Origin of the sequence: Paenibacillus xylaniclasticus (assembly GCF_004001065.1) — a bacterium.
GTDB classification, from domain to species: domain Bacteria; phylum Bacillota; class Bacilli; order Paenibacillales; family Paenibacillaceae; genus Paenibacillus_T; species Paenibacillus_T xylaniclasticus.
Genome location: NZ_BIML01000002.1, coordinates 215,811 through 230,952 on the forward strand (window position 1 = coordinate 215,811; position 15,142 = coordinate 230,952).

A 15,142-nucleotide genomic window follows, 5' to 3' on the forward strand; every position below is an offset into this window, starting at 1 on the left:
TCCGCCTAGCGGATTAATACAGCTTCGTCTCAACTGAGAAGCTTTCTAAGTTTTCTTTCACTCGCTGCAAGAACCGTCCGCAGATGACACCATCAAGAATACGGTGATCAAGCGATAAGCACATATTCGCTATAGAACGGACGCCGATCATGTCATTAATTACGACCGGACGTTTCACGATCGATTCGAATGTCAGGTTCACTGCTTGCGGATATACGATCGTCGGATAGGACAGGATCGATCCGAACGACCCTGTATTGTTCACTGTAAGCGTACCGCCGGACATATCGTTCAACGTCAGCTTGCCTTCGCGGCCGCGGCGCGCCAAATCGTCGATCTCACGGGCAAGCCCGGCAATATTTTTCTGATCGGCGTTTCGAATGACTGGCGTTGCAACCGAGTCTTCCGTGCCTACTGCAAGCGAGATGTTAATATCGCGCTTCACAATAATTTTGTCCGTCGCCCATGTCGAGTTAATAATCGGATAATCCTTAACTGCATTTACGACAGCCTTCAGCACGAATGCAAGATAAGTCAGATTGACGCCTTCACGCTTCTTAAACTCATCCTTCAGCTTATTACGAAGCTGAACAAGATTCGTAACGTCAACCTCAATCATCATCCAAGCATGTGGAATTTCCGTCACGCTTTGCTTCACATTGCGTGCAATTGCATTGCGGATAGGTGTTATATCAATAAAATATTCACCGCGTCCCGGTATTTCCGACTCCACCTCGATCTGTGGAATGCGAGGCGTCTCCGACAGATGCAGTCCCGTCGTGCGCACAGGAAGCTGCTCCGGTTGTACCGTGGTCACGGGTACAGACGGCGTCAAATTCGTCTGCGATTGTCTGCTGGCTGCATACGCAAGCACATCTTTACGCGTAATGCGTCCACCAAGACCAGTGCCACGGACAGCATTCAGATCAACACCCTGCTCCGCTGCAATTCGCTGAACTGCCGGCGAGTACCGATGGCGCATATCACCTTCTTGCGACGCCCCCTCTGCCGATGCTGTTACAGCTTCAGCCGGCTGCTGGGAACCGTATATCGGCACAGCTGCTCCGGCTGGCTCGGCAGCAGCCGAGGCCGCCTCTGCCGGTTGATCCACTTCGTCTTCTGTCTCGATAATACAGATCGGCGTGCCGACTGGTACTTCCTCTCCGTTGCCGACAAGAATTTGAACCAGCTTGCCGCTAACGGTTGATGGGATCTCTGCATTTACTTTGTTCGTATTTACTTCACAGATCGGTTCGTACATGCCGATCGAATCGCCCGGCTGTTTCAGCCACCTGTCGATCGTTGCTGACACAAGCGATTCTGCTAGCTTCGGCATAATGACTTCCGTCAACGATTTCATGGCTTCTCATCTCCCAACTGCCCGCCGCTCTAGTACGCCATAATTAGTACAAGGCTAACTGCCGCATGGCTTCTTTCACTTTTTGTTTATTTAGCATAAAAAACTTTTCGCCAGGAGGGTTGATCGGCATGGCAGGTACGTCCGGTCCGCATACACGCATAATCGGCGCATCCAGCTCGTACAGCAGCTCTTCACTTATAATAGCTGCCACCTCGGCACCAATACCACCAGTCTTGTTATCTTCATGAACGATCATAACTTTACCTGTACGGCGAACCGCCTCCAATATCCCTTCTTTGTCCAAAGGCTGAAGCGTCCGGAGGTCGAGAATATGGGCGCTGATGCCTTCTTCCTCTTGCAGCTCTGCTGCCGCCTCCATCGCAAAGTGCAAGGGCAGAGAATACGAGATTACTGTAATATCGCTGCCTTCACGAAGAACGTTCGCTTTACCGATCTCAACGACGTAGTCTGTATCCGGCACTTCGCCCGTAATCAGCGTGTAGCACTTCTTATTCTCAAAGAAAAGCACCGGATCAGGATCACGAACCGCTGCCTTTAGCAGCCCTTTCGCGTCGTATGGTGTAAATGGTGCAACTATTTTCAACCCCGGTGTACCGAAGAACACGGATTCCGGACATTGAGAATGGTATAGTCCACCGAAGACTCCGCCGCCGATCGGTGCTCGAATAACAACTGGACAACTCCAGTCATTATTGGAACGATAACGGATCTTAGCCGCTTCGCTAATAATTTGATTGGCAGCCGGGAACATAAAATCCGAATACTGCATTTCGGCAATCGGCTTCATTCCGTACATGGCAGCACCGATTGCGACTCCTGCAATTGCAGACTCCGACAGCGGCGTATCGAGAACACGATACTCGCCGAACTGCTGCTGCAGTCCCTTCGTCGTCGTGAAGACGCCGCCCTTAAGCCCGACGTCCTCACCTAACACGAATACGTTCTCATCCCGCTCCATCTCTTCCTTCATCGCAAGACGGAGTGCATCGATATATTCCATAACTGGCATTCTTATCGGCCCCCTTCCGCATCGCCGTCGTATACGTGCAGCAGCGTGCTCTCCGGCGTCGGGAAAGGCGCTTTATCTGCGTAAGTCGTCGCTTCGTCAATCGCTGCACGAATTTCTGCTCGAAGCTTCTCATCTTTCTCGTCAGACCAAATACCTGCTTCAATCAAATATTGCTTAAATTTAGGCAGGCCATCCTTGGCACGGTTCTCATCAACCTCTTCCTTCGTCCGGTAAGCTAAGTCGTTGTCCGAGGTAGAATGCGGCGACAGTCTATACATCATCGCTTCAATAAGCGTTGGACCTTCTCCAGCGATTGCCCGCTCGCGTGCTTCTTTCACAACGCGGTATACCTCAAGCGGATCGTTGCCATCGACCCGAAAGCCTGGAAAGCCATAGCCTGCAGCCCGATCGACGATCCGGCCGCCGAGCTGCTTATGCGTCGGGACGGAAATAGCATATTGATTGTTCTCGCACATGATAATAACCGGCAGCTTATGAACACCTGCGAAATTGCAGCCCTCATGAAAATCCCCTTGATTACTTGAGCCTTCCCCAAACGTGACGAAGCTGACGAATGGCAGCTTCTTCATCTTCGCTGCTAGCGCAATCCCAACGGCATGCGGTACCTGTGTCGTAACGGGACTTGAGCCCGTCACAATGCGCAACCGCTTGCTGCCGAAGTGACCCGGCATTTGCCGGCCGCCGCTGTTCGGATCTTCTGCTTTCGCGAAGACAGACAGCATCAGCTCGCGAACCGTCATTCCGACGCTGAGCACGAAGCCGTAATCGCGATAGTAAGGTAAAAAATAATCGTTCTGGCGATCCAGCGCGAACGCAGCTGCGACCTGCGCAGGCTCTTGCCCGATTCCAGAAACGTGGAAATTAATTTTGCCAGCCCGCTGCAGCAGCAGAACCCGTTCATCGAACATACGAGCGAGCAGCATCGTACGATACATATTAATCGCCTGTTCGTCAGTCAGACCGACCTCATGATGGCGCGCCGTAATCGGTTTTGATTCCATCTCATTCATGCTGCTAACCCTCCTTTACAATCGTGGCGTCAAACATATGATTGGATTACACATATTCATTAGGATTAGTTATTAAAACCAGGTACTAATACTTGATCATATATATTATAACCGTTTCGCTGAAAAAAGGGAAACGGCGGCAATTTAAAACAATAACTCTAATAAATCGCCGCCTTCCCGACGCTTTATTCTCATGTTAACCGAATGAGGCGAGCGCGAAACTAGAATGTAACAGACCTGTTGTCGAGTGCAAGCATCGCCTCGCCTAACGCCTCAGACAATGTTGGATGAGGGTGAATCGATTGGCCGATTTCCCAAGGCGTCGCATCAAGTAACTGAGCGAGCGACGCTTCAGCAATCAAATCCGTCGCATGAAGACCGATAATATGAACACCGACAATATCATTCGTCTCTTTATCGGCAATAACCTTCACGAATCCGTCAGTTTCCCCTGCGACAATCGCTTTACCAATCGCTTGGAACGGAAGCTTAGCTGTTCGAACATTCATGCCGCGTTCCTTCGCTTGACGTTCAGTCCAGCCTACGGATGCAATCTCAGGACGAGAATAGACGCATCTTGGTATACGGTGCGCCTCGATCGGCTCCGGCTTCCCTCCAGATAAATGTTCGACTGCAGACAGCCCTTCATGGGCAGCCGCATGAGCAAGCTGAACGCCGCCGATAACATCACCGATCGCATAGATATGGCGCTCATTCGTCTGATAGCTGCCATTGACGGAGATACAGCCGTTCGGTTCGGTACGAATATCAGTATTCTCAAGCCCGAGTCCTTCGCTGTTAGCGACACGCCCAACGCTCACCATCATGCATTCTGCCTTCAACTGCAGCTCACCAGTCTCCACCGCTGCTGTGATCGCAACCCCTTCACTTCCACCTGTGTAAGATTCCGGTCGCACCGTTGCATTCGTATGTATCGTTACGCCCCGCTTGCGGAGCAGCCTCGTCATCTCTTTAGATATGTCCTCATCCTCTGTCGGCAGCAGTCTGTCAGCAGCTTCTACAATCGTAACCTTCACGCCGAAATCATTCAGGAGCGAAGCCCATTCTACGCCGATCACTCCGCCGCCAACGATTAGGATTGATGCTGGAAGCTTCTCCAGCTGCAGCGCATCGTCACTAGTAAGAATAAGCTTGCCGTCTGCCTCCAAGCCCGGAATTTGCCGCGGACGCGAGCCTGTTGCAATAATCAGATGCTTCGATACGACCGATTCCATCTCGCCGTTCGGGAGCTCTACCGCCACCGTTCCACTTCTCGGGGAGAAGATCGAAGGTCCGATAATTCGTCCTTTCCCTTGTATAATCGTAATGCCATGCTTCAGCATGAGTGATTGAAGTCCTTTATATAAATGATCAACTGTAAGCTCTTTGCGCTGCTGGACTCGATCAAAATTTACGGTAACCGCATCATTCGCTACATCAATTCCATATGAAGATGCATTCAACAACGTAGCGTACACCTCTGCGCTGCGCAGCAGCGATTTGCTAGGTATACAGCCTTTATGTAAACAAGTTCCTCCGAGCTTGTCCATTTCGATAATTGCCGTGCGTTTTCCGAGCTGTGCCGCACGAATTGCTGCCGTATATCCGCCCGGCCCGCCACCTAGAACGGCGACATCCACTTCAATAGCCATTATTTGTACACCCTCTCCTAGTCTCCCGATATGCTGGAGTTCCTGCATGCTGGATGCAGAACGATCAACAGCTTCTTCATCTATTGTACCTTTTTTTTTCACAGAAAACATGCTTCCTATAAAATAGACAGCCAAAAATGGATACGGTATGATAGTACATATCCGACCTATTCATGTTTGTACGCTATGTCTTTCATAAAGGTCGCATACGTATCATCTACATAGTGAGGGGAATCGAACCGCATGAAAGCTCAACCCGGTGTCGTCACCGCCCGATTCATTGCCATTCTCATTCTTGTCATTCCCGGACTTGCAGCTACCTATGGCTTTCTTCTAATGAAAGATGCATTGTTTGAATACTTTATTTCATTTGGCATCGATGAAGCTACACCTTCCTTCGCATGGCTCACCTTTATAGGCGGTTTCATCTTATTCGGGCTTGGCGTTGCCTTTATTGGCGGGTGGATTTTCTTCCGTGACCGCAAGCATAATTATGTGGCACCTCGGTTTCGTAAGAAGCGGCCTCGTCCGCCTAAGCCAACAGCACGTACAGAACAGTAGGTAAGATCACATCCGTTATGGAAGAAGGGTTGCTTGCAGGTCATTATAACCTTACAGACAACCCCTTTAATATGATCAATATTTATACATGATAGTCCGTCATGAAAACACCACTCATTCATTGGTTTTTCAGTCCAGTGAATGAGTGGTAACAGTTCGTCCGTTATTCAGAAGTTGATCGCCGAGACTATGCTTCCTGTATCAAATACCATAACCCGGAAGTCATTGATTTGCTTTCAGTTCTCCCCGTTTCAGCTCACCTTATGCTCAATGCGCAGCTTATCCGCAACCATCGCGATGAACTCACTGTTGGTCGGCTTCGACTTGCTTATATTGATCGTATAGCCGAACAGGTGGCTGATGCTGTCAATGTTGCCGCGCGTCCAAGCGACTTCGATCGCATGGCGAATGGCGCGTTCCACGCGGGAAGGCGTAGTTTTAAACTTCTCGGCAATAGCTGGATAAAGCGTTTTTGTAATGGCCCCAAGAATCTCAATATTGTTGTACACCATCGTAATTGCTTCACGCAAATATTGATACCCCTTAATATGAGCAGGCACTCCTATCTCGTGAATGATACTCGTAATATTAGCGTCAAGGTTTTTGCCTTTCGCAATCGGAACGACGTTGGATTTCGCCGTTACTGAAGCATTACCAGTATACGATCCTGGCATAACGACATGATTGTTGCCAACAAGTTGACGAATTCGATTTGCCAAAATTTCCATATCGAACGGCTTCAAAATATAATAAGACGCCCCAAGCTGTACCGCTTTTTGCGTAATATTCTCTTGACCGAACGCTGTAAGCATAATAATCTTCGGTGCAGGGTTTAAATTCATTTCTCTTAGACGCTCAAGAACGCCCAGACCGTCCAAATGAGGCATAATAATATCAAGGATCAGCACATCCGGAGCTTTTCTCGATTCTTCTAACAATTGAATAACTTCCTCACCATTATAAGCGACACCGGATACTATCATATCGGGTTGTTCCGAAATGTATTCCGAAAGTAAATTCGTAAATTCTCGGTTATCGTCTGCCAATAATACTTCAATCTTCGTCAAGGTGTGATCCTCCCTTTATCCTTCAAATATGGCCTGTATTTTGTTTTCTAAGATCGCCTGCCCTTCTCGTATACTATAGTTTTCGACAAGCTCATTTAAATTCCTTCTGTCGAAAATTATTTTTCTAGATTTTTTAATCGCAATCATTTATAATAAATATTTTGCTACATGCTATCTAAATTTTCGACAAAAACCATCACGATACTCAAAATATTGTGCATATACTTCGTCAAAAACAACAAAATCTCGAGGGCCATTAAGCTGCCTCGAGATTTCTTTGTGTAGGAGCAGGCTTTAACAAAATCCCTGCATCCTGAAGCATCCATTCAATAAAGCATCCATATCCGTTAGATGGGTCATTCACGAATACATGAGTTACAGCTCCAACAAGCTTCCCATCCTGGAGAATTGGACTGCCGGACATTCCTTGCACAATTCCGCCTGTTTTCTCAAGCAGCTTCTTGTCCGTAATTCGAATAACCATACCTTTGGTGGCGGGAACTGATTGCTTCGCCACATGAACAATTTGAATATCGAACTTCTCGACTCTTTGACCATCGATTACAGTCCAAATTTCAGCAGGTCCTTCCTTGACCTCTTCGGCAAAAGCAACGGGTACACGCCGATTATCATATCCGTGATCAGGCTGGCTCGTCATACCCCCGAATATTCCAAATGGCGTATTTCGTTTAATATTGCCTAAAACTTTGCTCTGCTTAACGAATTGAGCTCGCTTCTCACCTGGCTCGCCATTCTGACTCTTATTAATGGATGTAACATGCGATTGTAATATTTGACCTTCACCCACTTCAATCGGCAGCTGCGTGTCCATGTCTGTAATAACATGACCTAATGCGCCATAAACACCTTGATCAGGAGCATAGAAGGTTAAAGTACCGACACCTGCGGCTGAATCGCGAATGTATAGTCCTAAACGCCAAGACTTGTCTTCAATATCGTAAGCCGGAGCAAGCTGACGTTCAATCATTTTGCCTGACCGCTTAATCATTAATTGAAGCATTTGCTTCTTCATCCCAGCCTGTTCCACTACATCTGCAAGTTTATGAACATCATTCATAGGGACGCCGTTAACCTTCATAATAAGATCACCTAAGTGAATGTCAGCGTTCTCTCCTGGAGACGTTCTGCGGCCGTTATCTCCCTTCACTTGATGATGTCCGACGACCATTATCCCTGCCGACTTGACTTTTACCCCTATCGTCTGACCGCCAGGTATAACGTGTAAATCCGGTACAACGTTCACTCTCACAGTCTTAAAGGGAATCTTACCGAATAATTTCAATGACATCTCCGTCGTGCCTGCCCTGGTGGATTGCAGTGACAAAGGCTTGTTCAAATCAACGGAGGTTGATCGAGCCTGCGATCCGTTTACCTGAAGTATCGTTGGATCGACCGTAATTTTTGCATGGACAGGCACACCGTATTCCAGACGTTTAAGCTGGCCAGAAAACAATCTCAATTCGTTAGGGAAGGCGGCCAAATGCTGAAAAGGGGTGGATAACCCGATCATGCAAACGAAGAAAACGAGGACAAGACCGAACCATTTCTTCCGCTGGATGGAGTTCAATGAATTCACGCTCCCTGCTGTTCCATCGCTTGTCGTGATGAAGGCTTGTTCGCCATTGGCGTACCTATAAGGTAACCTTGCCCCGTTTCTTTTATGTCCCGCAAATCCTTCCCTGACTGGGTTGTTTACGCGCCCTTGCGCTGAAGCGCCAAGTCCAGCATTTCTTGCGCGTGGTGCCTTGTCTTCTCCGTCACTTCAACCCCGCCCAGCATCCGTGCAAGCTCTTCAATCCGCCCGTTCAACGACAGCTCCTGAACCGTCGTGCGAGTCCGACTGTCGATAACGGCTTTGCGAATCTCGTAATGATGATCCGCCATACATGCGACTTGCGGCAGATGAGTAATGGAGAACACTTGGCATCCTTTCGAAAGCGATGACATCTTCTCAGCAATGGACTGGGCTGCACGTCCACTAACCCCTGTATCAACCTCATCGAATATAAGCACAGGGATCTGATCGATGGCCGCGAAGATGCTCTTGAGTGCAAGCATAATGCGGGACATCTCGCCCCCTGATGCAATTTTCACAAGCGGCTTGAGCGGCTCCCCTGGATTCGGCGCCAGCAGGAACACGGCTTCATCCATACCGTGGATGCCAAGCTTAGGCGAGCTGCCATCCTCCGATGTCACTTGCTCTAATGCGACGCGGAATGTCGTACCGCTCATCTGCAGCTGCTGCAGCTCGCCCTCCACCGCTTCAGACAGACGGCTAGCTGCATGCTTACGAAGCGCAGTCAGTTCCTGCGCAATTATAAGACAGTCATTATAAAGACGAAGCTCTTCTTCTCTTAACTGCTGCAGCCGCTCGTCCCGGTTCTCCAGCCATTCACACTCTGCCTTTATCTTATCGTAATAAGCGATAATGTCCGCTGTCGTCTCACCATACTTACGTTTCAGATGGTGAATCAGATTAAGACGATCATCAATCCAAGCGAGTCTTTCCGGATCGGATTCAATGTTATCGCGATAATCGCGCAGCGAATAAACAGCGTCCTCAGCCTGATAATAAGCAGACTGCAGTTGTTCAAGAAGCGGTCCGATTGCTCCCTTGTCGAACGAGCATATATCTTCGAGCTTGGATACAGCTTTACCGATTGCATCCAAACCTTGTTGACCGTACAACAATTCATAAGCTTCAGCAGCATTGTTGCGCAATCGTTCCGCATACGTTAGCTTGCGTTTCTCTTCCGCTAACGATTCGTCTTCTCCTACTTGGAGCTGTGCGGATGAAATCTCTTCGAGTTGGAAACGGTAAAGATCGAGCATCTGCATCTGCTTGCGGGACGTCTCCTCCAGCTCCTTCAGCGCTGATCTTGCCGATTCGTACTGCTTGTACAGCGAAGCATATGTCCGCTTCCGATCGCCAAGCGGCTCACCCGCATAAGCATCCAACCATTCAAGATGTTTGTCAGTACGAAGCAGCGATTGATGCTCGTGTTGGCCGTGAATGTTAACAAGGCATTCTCCCGCCTCACGAAGAATCGATAAATTGACAGTTTGACCGTTAATACGGCTGACGCTCTTGCCTTGGGCATTCATTTCCCTGCGTATGACAAGAAATTCTTCAGGAGATGCGGACAAACCGTTTCTGCTCAGCACATCCCATACCGGATGATGGACAGGCATATCAAACACGGCTTCAATCTCACTGCGTTCACAGCCATGACGGACAAGCTCCGCATGGCCGCGGCCGCCAACAACGAGGCTGAGCGCATCGATCAGAATCGACTTGCCAGCTCCCGTTTCTCCTGTAAGCACATGAAACCCATCATGGAATGATACCGTTACGTCTTCAATTACCGCCAAATTTCGGATCGACAATTCGCGAAGCACGACCATGACCTCCTTAAGTTCTCTACAACCTATCGTCTATTGCAGATTATTATCTCATTGCTCCCCATTTATGAAGTAGCCTCGAGTAAACTGAGAAGCCGCTCGGTTACTTCACCGCTCTGCTCACGAGTACGACAAATAATTAATATCGTATCATCACCGCAGATCGTTCCCATTACTTCCGTCCACTCCATGTTATCAATAAGCGCTCCTAGCGTATTCGCCGTACCAGGAGAGCACTTCATGACAACGAGGTTGTCTGTATAATCAATATGAGTGAAATGGTCAATCAGAGACCGCTTTAGCTTATGAATCGGATTGCTCTGGCGAGTATCCCCTGGAAGGGAATACTTGTACCGACCATCTCCAGTCGGCACCTTAATAAGTTGTAACTCCTTCATGTCACGCGAGACGGTTGCTTGCGTTACTTGCAGCCCTGCCTCTCGCAAAGCTTCGACGAGCTCATCCTGCGTCTCCACAATTTGATTCGTAACGATTTCCCTTATTCTAAAGTGACGCAAACCTTTCATTCTATTCAATCCTCCAACTGTCGTTATCATTCGTACACGCCGATCTCGAACGTAATTTCATGAACAGTACCTTCTGATGCATCGACATACAGCACACCACTGCTCTCCGGCAGCATTAAAGCGAAAGCAATCAATCGGTCACGAATTCCGCTGCCTGTCCATTCCATAGGCTGACGGTCTCTGGCACACTTCACAATGTACAGCTTCCCGTCTCGCTCAGCGATATAATCGATATATAGACGGGTCTTAAGCCGATTACCGTTCCAGCCGACAGTGATCGGTACACGGTGTTTACCGGACGTTACGATATAACCATTCATCTCAAGCACCTGAACACTAGGCTCGTCAGCCGACCATTCTCCGCCCTTGCCAAGCCGAAGCCGCTTCATTCCAGGCGGTGAGTGCAGCCATTGATATAAGGCGCGATAAATCCAGACGAGCAACAACGATCCAGTAAGGAGCATGACAAACCAATCCACATATTGTCCCAACGGTCATTCCCCGCTTTACTCTCGTATTGGATGTGCAGCTATACCGCCTACGCCGTAATGGCTGTATACAGCACGTTACACATTCGAGAAGAGCCGCGTTGAATCCTTCCGCCAAAAACACGAACGCTTGTTTGGTGATTTCAGTTTATCAAATGAAGTATGCCCCTGTAAAGACGAACAGACACAAAAAAGGCATTTTTCGAAGCAGCAGCATGCCGTATCGAAAAATGCCTTTTTATATTCTCATAAAAACCGTTATCAACCTTTACCAGACCGAAATGTATGGCCCGCCTCAGCTACGATTGTCGATATCCATTCATCGCTTGGTACAGACTCGCTTGAAGCCTCTCCCGTATACAGCCAATAAGCAAGAAATTCGATATTCCCTTCCCCGCCTGTAATCGGAGAGAACGTTAATCCTTTAAATTGATAGCCTTCTGAACCTGCAAATTGCAGCACGGTACTGAGTACTTCCTCATGAACAGACGGCTCGCGGACAACGCCGGATTTGCCAACTTTTTCTCTGCCCGCTTCGAACTGTGGTTTAATTAACGCAACCACTTCTCCGCCGTTAGCGAGCAATCCAGAAAGTGCAGGCAATATGAGCTTCAACGAAATAAAGGATACGTCAATGGAAGCAAAAGTCGGCTGCGGACCATCTAAATCACCTGGCTGCATATGCCGAAAGTTCGTCCGCTCCATTACCCGCACCCGTTCATCCGACCGAAGTGAATAATCGAGCTGATTATAGCCGACATCAATCGCGTAGACAAGCGATGCGCCATTCTGCAGCGCGCAGTCGGTAAAGCCGCCTGTTGAAGCGCCAATGTCCAGCATAATCCGATCCTGCAGCTGAATGCCGAAATGCTTTATTGCTTTCTCCAGCTTCAAGCCGCCGCGGCTTACATACGGATGAGGCGCTCCCTTTACTGTAATGGAGGCTGTTCGCAACACTTTCATACCGCTTTTCTCCATCCGTTCACCGTCGACCAGCACGAGGCCGGCCATTACGGCCGCTTTCGCCTTCTCGCGGCTCTCATAAAATCCTTGCTCTACTAACAGAACATCAATACGTTCCTTCAAGTTCGTCATGTTTCTCCTTCAAGCCGCTATTGCCCCGTTGCCATGCGAGTACGTCGCGGCATCATCGCTTTTACTTCTGTGACGACCCGCTCTGCCGTCAGTCCGGTTTCCACCCGCTGCTCCTTCACCGAGCCATGCTCAATGAAACGATCCGGCACACCTATAATACGAACGTTCACACCGTAAATTTGGTTCAATGAATAGAACTCCATTACTGCGCTACCGAGACCACCAAGCTCCGAGCCTTCCTCTAGTACGATCAGCTGCATGCCTTCTTCCGCAAGCGAGCGAAGCATAGCTTCGTCAAGCGGCTTAATAAAGCGCGCATTAATAATACGAGGATTAATGCCTTCACGCTTAAGCTGTTCCGCAGCTTCCTCCGCGACGCCAATCATTGGACCGATTGCTACGATTGCGACTTGATCGCCGCCGCGCAGCACTTCCCAAGTTCCGATCGGAATCGGAAGCAGCTCCGAATCGATTGCCACACCTAAGCCGTTCGTGCGCGGGTAACGCACCGCGATCGGGCCATCGTTATATTCAATCGCAGTCTTCATCATTCTGCGAAGCTCATTCTCGTCTTTCGGCATCATGAGGACGAGGTTCGGTACGTGCCGCAGATATGCAATATCATAAACGCCATGATGCGTTTCACCATCGGCACCGACGAAGCCAGCACGGTCGATTGCGAATACGACGTTTAGATTTTGACGGCAAATGTCGTGGACAACCTGATCGTACGCACGTTGCAAGAAAGTCGAATAAACCGCGTATACAGGCTTCATGCCTTCCATCGCAAGTGCAGCCGAAAGTGTAGCAGCATGCTGCTCAGCGATACCGACATCAATCATTCGATTCGGGAACCGCTCCGCAAACTTCATAAGCCCTGAACCACCAGGCATTGCCGGTGTAATCGCTACGATCCGTTCATCCTTCTCCGCGAGCTCTATCAGCGCTTGCCCGAACACTTCCGTATACATCGGCGGTCCGACCGCTTTCACGACTTGACCAGATTCAATCTTATACGGCGTAATCCCATGCCACTTGTGCGAATCCTTCTCAGCCGGCAGGTAGCCCTTACCTTTAACCGTCACAATGTGGACGAGAACCGGTCCCTCCGCTTGCGACGCTTGTTTAATGACCTCTGCAAGAGCTTCAATATCATGTCCGTCTACCGGACCAAAATACGTCAAACCGAACTGCTCAAACAAAATACCGCTGACGAGCAAATATTTCAAGCTATCTTTGAACCGCTCAGCCGTCTTGGCCAGCTTGCCGCCGATAGCCGGAATTTTGTTCAGGAAGTTCTGAACCTCATCCTTGGCCTTCTGGTAATGCCGGTCCGTCCGAATTTTGCCCAAGTAATGATGAAGAGCACCGACATTCGGAGCGATAGACATCTCATTATCGTTCAGAATGACCATCAAATTTTTCTTCTCATGGCCGATATGGTTAAGCGCTTCTAGCGCCATGCCGCCTGTTAAAGCGCCATCACCAATAATAGCAATGACTTTATTGTCTTCACCCTTCAGATCACGTGCTAACGCCATCCCCATGGCTGCAGACAGAGACGTGCTGCTGTGCCCGGCTTCCCAGACGTCATGTTCACTCTCAGCTCGCTTAATAAATCCGCACAAGCCTTTATATTTACGCAGCGTATCGAACCGGTCGCGTCTGCCTGTCAATATTTTGTGAACATAGGATTGATGACCAACGTCAAAAATAAATTTGTCTTTCGGGCTGTCAAACAAATAATGCAGTACTAAGGTAAGCTCTACAACACCAAGGTTTGGTGCCAAGTGCCCGCCCGTAGACGACAGCTTCTCGATCAAAAATTGACGGATTTCGCCCGCCAACGCTTCAAGCTCCGTTATAGACAACCGCTTTAAGTCTTCCGGACCGTTAATGTTTTCGAGCATCACGGCAACTTCCTCGCTTTCGCTGCAACCAATAGTTTTGTCGAATCATTGTCATCCAACGTTTCCATCATTATAATTCAATGGTCCCGCTTCATCAAATAATCGGCAATTCCGAACAATCGGGAAGGCCCCTCAAGTCCGGCCTGGTCGAGCGCTTTTTTCGCCTCTTCGGTTAACCTTTCCACTTCCGCGCGGCTCTCATCAAGTCCGATCAGATACGGATACGTTACCTTTTGCTGTTCCACGTCACTGTTCGTTTTTTTGCCTAGCTTCGTCTCATCACCGACTAGGTCAAGAATATCATCCTGAATCTGAAACGCAAGTCCAAGGGACGTGCCAAATTCAGTCAGACGCTGAAGCTGCTCCGCATTCGCTCCGCCAATCAGCGCGCCAGCACGAAGAGAGAATACGATCAAGTCGCTCGTTTTATGAAGATGAATGTAGCGTAACTGAGCTAGTGTCGTCTCTCCTTGCTCACCTAACATATCCGCTGCTTGGCCGCCAACCATCCCAGATGCACCAGCAAACACAGACAACTCCTCGACAATTTGCAACGCCGTCTCAGCCGGTACGCCATGCTTCCTTGAAGCCTGCACGATCGCATAGAACGCATGTGTCAATAAAGCGTCCCCTGCAAGAATAGCCATGGCCTCTCCATATACCTTATGATTCGTCAGCTTGCCACGCCGATAATCATCGTTGTCCATTGCCGGCAGATCGTCATGAATTAGTGAATACGTATGAATCAACTCAATCGCGCATGCAACAGGCATTGCTGCTTTAACCGCCTCAGGTGAGCATTTCACAGCAAAAGCTGCAGCGAGCACCAGCGCGGGACGAAGGCGTTTGCCGCCTGCTTCAACCGAATAATTCATAGACTCTCTTAATATTGCTGGAATATCCCAGCCCGCAGGAACAATGGACCTTAATGCCGATTCCACCTCGGCTGCCGTCTGACTAATATATTGTTGCGTCGTTAACCGCTCGCTCAAGCTTAT

At 49.0% G+C, this 15,142-nt stretch carries 13 protein-coding genes; 1 reads left to right on the forward strand and 12 read right to left on the reverse strand.

Annotated elements, in window-relative coordinates; translation table 11 throughout:
* Nucleotides 1–13: 13 nt before the first annotated feature.
* From PXY01_RS02855 to lpdA, 4 genes are all read right to left on the reverse strand, one after another.
* Nucleotides 14–1,360, reverse strand: a complete 1,347-nt coding sequence (locus PXY01_RS02855; RefSeq protein WP_127567083.1) for a dihydrolipoamide acetyltransferase family protein — start codon at nucleotides 1,358–1,360, stop codon at nucleotides 14–16.
* Between the two features lie 43 nt (nucleotides 1,361–1,403).
* Nucleotides 1,404–2,390, reverse strand: a complete 987-nt coding sequence (locus PXY01_RS02860) for an alpha-ketoacid dehydrogenase subunit beta (RefSeq protein WP_127567085.1) — start codon at nucleotides 2,388–2,390, stop codon at nucleotides 1,404–1,406.
* 2 nt (nucleotides 2,391–2,392) lie between these two features.
* A complete protein-coding gene (locus PXY01_RS02865) occupies nucleotides 2,393–3,421 on the reverse strand; it encodes a thiamine pyrophosphate-dependent dehydrogenase E1 component subunit alpha (RefSeq protein WP_127567087.1) in 1,029 nt (342 codons plus the stop codon).
* A gap of 221 nt (nucleotides 3,422–3,642) precedes the next feature.
* On the reverse strand, nucleotides 3,643–5,073 hold the full coding sequence (lpdA, locus tag PXY01_RS02870) for a dihydrolipoyl dehydrogenase (RefSeq protein WP_127567374.1): 1,431 nt from the start codon (nucleotides 5,071–5,073) through the stop codon (nucleotides 3,643–3,645).
* A gap of 243 nt (nucleotides 5,074–5,316) precedes the next feature.
* Here lpdA and PXY01_RS02875 point away from each other — a divergent pair, with 243 nt between their 5' ends.
* Complete coding sequence (locus PXY01_RS02875) at nucleotides 5,317–5,634, forward strand: DUF2627 domain-containing protein (RefSeq protein ID WP_127567089.1); 318 nt, start codon at nucleotides 5,317–5,319, stop codon at nucleotides 5,632–5,634.
* Between the two features lie 251 nt (nucleotides 5,635–5,885).
* On the opposite strand, the gene spo0A is transcribed toward PXY01_RS02875, so the two are convergent.
* The 8 genes from spo0A to PXY01_RS02915 all read right to left on the reverse strand — a co-directional run bounded on the left by spo0A (nucleotide 5,886) and on the right by PXY01_RS02915 (nucleotide 15,142).
* Complete coding sequence (spo0A, locus tag PXY01_RS02880; RefSeq protein WP_127567091.1) at nucleotides 5,886–6,701, reverse strand: sporulation transcription factor Spo0A; 816 nt, start codon at nucleotides 6,699–6,701, stop codon at nucleotides 5,886–5,888.
* A 256-nt stretch (nucleotides 6,702–6,957) separates the two neighbouring features.
* On the reverse strand, nucleotides 6,958–8,289 hold the full coding sequence (spoIVB, locus tag PXY01_RS02885; protein ID WP_127567093.1) for a SpoIVB peptidase: 1,332 nt from the start codon (nucleotides 8,287–8,289) through the stop codon (nucleotides 6,958–6,960).
* A 125-nt stretch (nucleotides 8,290–8,414) separates the two neighbouring features.
* Nucleotides 8,415–10,121 carry a DNA repair protein RecN gene (recN, locus tag PXY01_RS02890; RefSeq protein ID WP_127567095.1) on the reverse strand — a complete coding sequence of 569 codons (1,707 nt, stop codon included), beginning with the start codon at nucleotides 10,119–10,121 and terminating at the stop codon, nucleotides 8,415–8,417.
* A 68-nt stretch (nucleotides 10,122–10,189) separates the two neighbouring features.
* Nucleotides 10,190–10,651 carry a transcriptional regulator AhrC/ArgR gene (ahrC, locus tag PXY01_RS02895; RefSeq protein WP_127567097.1) on the reverse strand — a complete coding sequence of 154 codons (462 nt, stop codon included), beginning with the start codon at nucleotides 10,649–10,651 and terminating at the stop codon, nucleotides 10,190–10,192.
* Between the two features lie 26 nt (nucleotides 10,652–10,677).
* Nucleotides 10,678–11,142: a hypothetical protein gene (locus PXY01_RS02900; RefSeq protein WP_127567099.1), complete on the reverse strand. Its 465-nt coding sequence runs from the start codon at nucleotides 11,140–11,142 to the stop codon at nucleotides 10,678–10,680.
* 258 nt (nucleotides 11,143–11,400) lie between these two features.
* On the reverse strand, nucleotides 11,401–12,234 hold the full coding sequence (locus PXY01_RS02905) for a TlyA family RNA methyltransferase (RefSeq protein ID WP_127567101.1): 834 nt from the start codon (nucleotides 12,232–12,234) through the stop codon (nucleotides 11,401–11,403).
* Nucleotides 12,235–12,251: 17 nt separating this feature from the next.
* Entirely contained in the window at nucleotides 12,252–14,144 is a 1,893-nt protein-coding gene (dxs, locus tag PXY01_RS02910) for a 1-deoxy-D-xylulose-5-phosphate synthase (RefSeq protein WP_127567103.1), read from the reverse strand.
* A gap of 77 nt (nucleotides 14,145–14,221) precedes the next feature.
* Complete coding sequence (locus PXY01_RS02915; RefSeq protein ID WP_373864273.1) at nucleotides 14,222–15,142, reverse strand: polyprenyl synthetase family protein; 921 nt, start codon at nucleotides 15,140–15,142, stop codon at nucleotides 14,222–14,224.

What these genes read in the sequence shown, in the direction of transcription:
- PXY01_RS02855 (WP_127567083.1), bottom strand. Translation starts at nt 1,360, where the DNA reads ATGAAATCGTTGACGGAAGTCATTATGCCGAAGCTAGCAGAATCGCTT.
- PXY01_RS02860 (WP_127567085.1), bottom strand. Translation starts at nt 2,390, where the DNA reads ATGCCAGTTATGGAATATATCGATGCACTCCGTCTTGCGATGAAGGAA.
- PXY01_RS02865 (WP_127567087.1), bottom strand. Translation starts at nt 3,421, where the DNA reads ATGAATGAGATGGAATCAAAACCGATTACGGCGCGCCATCATGAGGTC.
- lpdA (WP_127567374.1), bottom strand. Translation starts at nt 5,073, where the DNA reads ATGGCTATTGAAGTGGATGTCGCCGTTCTAGGTGGCGGGCCGGGCGGA.
- PXY01_RS02875 (WP_127567089.1), top strand. Translation starts at nt 5,317, where the DNA reads ATGAAAGCTCAACCCGGTGTCGTCACCGCCCGATTCATTGCCATTCTC.
- ahrC (WP_127567097.1), bottom strand. Translation starts at nt 10,651, where the DNA reads ATGAAAGGTTTGCGTCACTTTAGAATAAGGGAAATCGTTACGAATCAA.
- PXY01_RS02905 (WP_127567101.1), bottom strand. Translation starts at nt 12,234, where the DNA reads ATGACGAACTTGAAGGAACGTATTGATGTTCTGTTAGTAGAGCAAGGA.
- dxs (WP_127567103.1), bottom strand. Translation starts at nt 14,144, where the DNA reads ATGCTCGAAAACATTAACGGTCCGGAAGACTTAAAGCGGTTGTCTATA.